This window comes from Pseudooceanicola lipolyticus (genome assembly GCF_002786325.1).
Classification (GTDB): domain Bacteria; phylum Pseudomonadota; class Alphaproteobacteria; order Rhodobacterales; family Rhodobacteraceae; genus Pseudooceanicola_C; species Pseudooceanicola_C lipolyticus.
Genome location: NZ_PGTB01000287.1, coordinates 1 through 2,782 on the forward strand (window position 1 = coordinate 1; position 2,782 = coordinate 2,782).

2 protein-coding genes and 1 pseudogene are annotated in these 2,782 nt (G+C 68.2%); all 3 read left to right on the plus strand.

What is annotated here, in order from left to right:
- Positions 1-538 (plus strand): annotated as a pseudogene (locus CVM52_RS27230) (hypothetical protein); the annotation flags it as partial.
- Entirely contained in the window at positions 522-2,438 is a 1,917-nt protein-coding gene (locus CVM52_RS25035) for a vWA domain-containing protein (protein WP_100164987.1), read from the plus strand. The pseudogene CVM52_RS27230 and the gene CVM52_RS25035, both read left to right, overlap by 17 nt.
- Positions 2,439-2,444: 6 nt before the next feature.
- Positions 2,445-2,782 (plus strand): ATP-binding cassette domain-containing protein (locus CVM52_RS25040; protein ID WP_133119987.1); only part of this gene is annotated, 338 nt, incomplete at its 3' end.

The window sequence follows — 2,782 nt, forward strand, 5'->3', positions numbered from 1 at the left end:
GAAACCGCGGGCGCGCCGCGCCGCCGGTCTGGGCCTGTTCACCTCGCTGCTGCTGTTCCTGTTTGCGGTGGTGGCCGGCGCGGCGGCGGGCACCTGGTGGCACTGGCCGGCCGACACGGCAAGCCAACCCGACTCCAGCGCCGTGGTGGCGCGTGCCGCGACCGACACGTGTTCGGTCAATGCGCTCTCCGGCCTCGGCGGCGGCTTTGCAACGGTGGGGCAGGCGATGCGCAACTGCGGCCGGGACATCACCCCCGATGTCGCGCTGGCGCTGGTGGAAGACTATGCCGCGCGCAGCGATCCGCAGGCGCTGCTGCTGTTCGGCACGCTCTATGACGGCACCGAACTGGACGCGCGGGTGGAGAACTTGATCGGGCTCAGCTTTGCGACCGACGACACGAAGGCTGTGGAGTATTATCATCGCGCTGTCGCGGCGGGAGCGATCGAGGCCGACACCCGCCTGGCCGCCACCTGCGCGCGGCTGGCCGACGCGGATTCGACCTTGGCCAAAGGGGCTTATGATGATTACTGCAGGTAAATGGGTCTCGGCGCTGCTGCTTGCGGTCCTGATGCTGGGCCCCGTCCCGGCATCGGCGCAAGAGGTACAGCGCCCGCTGCTGGCCGAGGGCAAGACCAGCGTGTATCAGCGGGTGCTGACCCGCCCCGGCGCGCTGCTGCATGACGCGGCAGGGGGGGCGGCAACCCGAACCTATCCCACCTTCCTGCCGCTTTATGTCTATGCCGAACAGCCGGGCTGGTTCCAAGTCGGCCCCTCGGTCTCCTCCGGGCCCGAGGGCTGGGTCGAGGCCGGCGCGGTGGTGCGCTGGAAGCAGAACATCGTCGCCGCTTTCACCAACCCGGCCGGGCGCAAGCGCCAGATCCTGTTCGACAGCGAAGAGCGGCTGCGCTGGCTGATGGAACACGAAGCCCTGCGCCAGGTGCAGGACCAGATGCTGGGCGAAATCGCCGCCGGACAGGTGCCGCCCGAGCGCGGCATCGCCGCCGCCGAACCGCCGGTCTTCGTCAATATCGTCGACCAGCTCTACCTGATGCCGATCCTCGATTTCGTGCAGGACCTGCATCCGCTGAATTACGAGGAGAACCTGCTGATGCAGGTCGCCTCGGTGCCTCTGCGCGAGGCCGGGCAGGGCCAGGCCGATCCCGGCGATTTCGACGCCGGCATCGTCTTTGTCTTCGACACCACGCAATCGATGGAACCCTATATCGCCCGCACCCAGGATGCCGTCGAACAGGTGGTGCGCGAGATGCGCGGCACCGAGATCGGCGACCGGGTGCAATTCGGCGTGGTGGCCTTCCGCGACAACACCGCCGCCGAACCGCGCCTGCAATACCGCACCCGCACCCTGCTGCCGTTGCAGCGGCGCAATGACCAGACCGAGGTGCTGGCCACCATCCGCGCCGCGACCAATGTGGCCTCGGTGGATTCACCGGGCTTTAACGAAGACAGCTTTGCCGGGGTCGAGGATGCCATAGATCTCACCGATTGGGAGGCCGGCGGCGGGGATCCCTTCGATGCGCGTATCGTCATCCTGATCACCGATGCCGGGCCCAAGGATGTCCGCGACCCCAACGCGCGCTCGGATATCGGCGCCAAGGAATTGCAGCGCGCCGCCCAGGACGAGGGCGTGGCGGTGATGACGCTGCACCTGAAAACCTCTGCCGGCGGCGAGGCGCAGCATGCCTATGCCGCCAACGCCTATCGCGAACTCAGCCGGTTCCAGGACGACACCTATTATTACGGCATTGACGACGGCGCGCCCGAGGCCTTCGAGGCCACGGTCAAACGTCTGGTCACCGCGATCACCGACGTGATCCGCACCGCCCGCAACGAACAGCGCGTGCTCAGCCCCGAGGAAACCGGGCCAGCGCTGGTCAATTTGGGGCTGGCGATGCAGCTGGCCTATCTGGGCCGCGAGACCGGCGCGCAGGCGCCCGACGTGATCGAGGGCTGGGTGTCGGAAAAGGCGGTGGAGGATCCGTCGCGCCTGGCGATCGAGCCGCGCCTGCTGGTCACCAAGAACGAGATGGCGACCATGGCCGACCTGCTGTCGCAGCTTCTGACGCTGGGCGAACAGGCGCGCGGCGCCGAGGACGCGGCCAGCTTCTTCACCCAGGTGCGCGACGTGGTGGCGCGCATGGCGCAGAACCCCGACCGGCTGGTCAATCCCGACAGCGACACGCTGGGCGGCGCCTTGGAATTCCTCGAAGATCTGCCCTATGAAAGCCAGCTGATGCTGACCACCGAGGAGCGCTGGGCGCAAAGCGCGATGAACCGGCGCCAGATCCTGGACGGGATGCGCCAGAAGCTGGTGCAATACCGCAAGTGGCTGCTGGACCCGGATGTCTGGACCGCGCTGTATGACGGCGCGCCCGATGGCGATCATGTCTTTGCCATGCCCTTCGACGTGCTGCCCTAGCCACGCATGGCGGCCGAGCTTTGCATCCGGTCGGGGCGCATCGCGCTGAAGGATGGCGACCGCGCCTTCCGGCTGGAGATTGACGACCTTGCGCTTGGCGCCGGGCAGGCGGTGGCGCTGACCGGGACCAGCGGCGCCGGCAAGACCCTGCTGCTGGAGCTGCTGGGACTGCTGCGCGCACCGGGGGCGGGCACGGTGTATCTGCACCGCGACGGGCAGGGGGGCGAAACCGACCTTGCCGCGTTATGGGTACAGGGGCCGCGCAACCCGGACCTGGCGCGCCTGCGCGGGGCGCTGTTCGGCTTTGTGCCGCAGACCGGCGGGCTGCTGCCGTTCCTGACGGT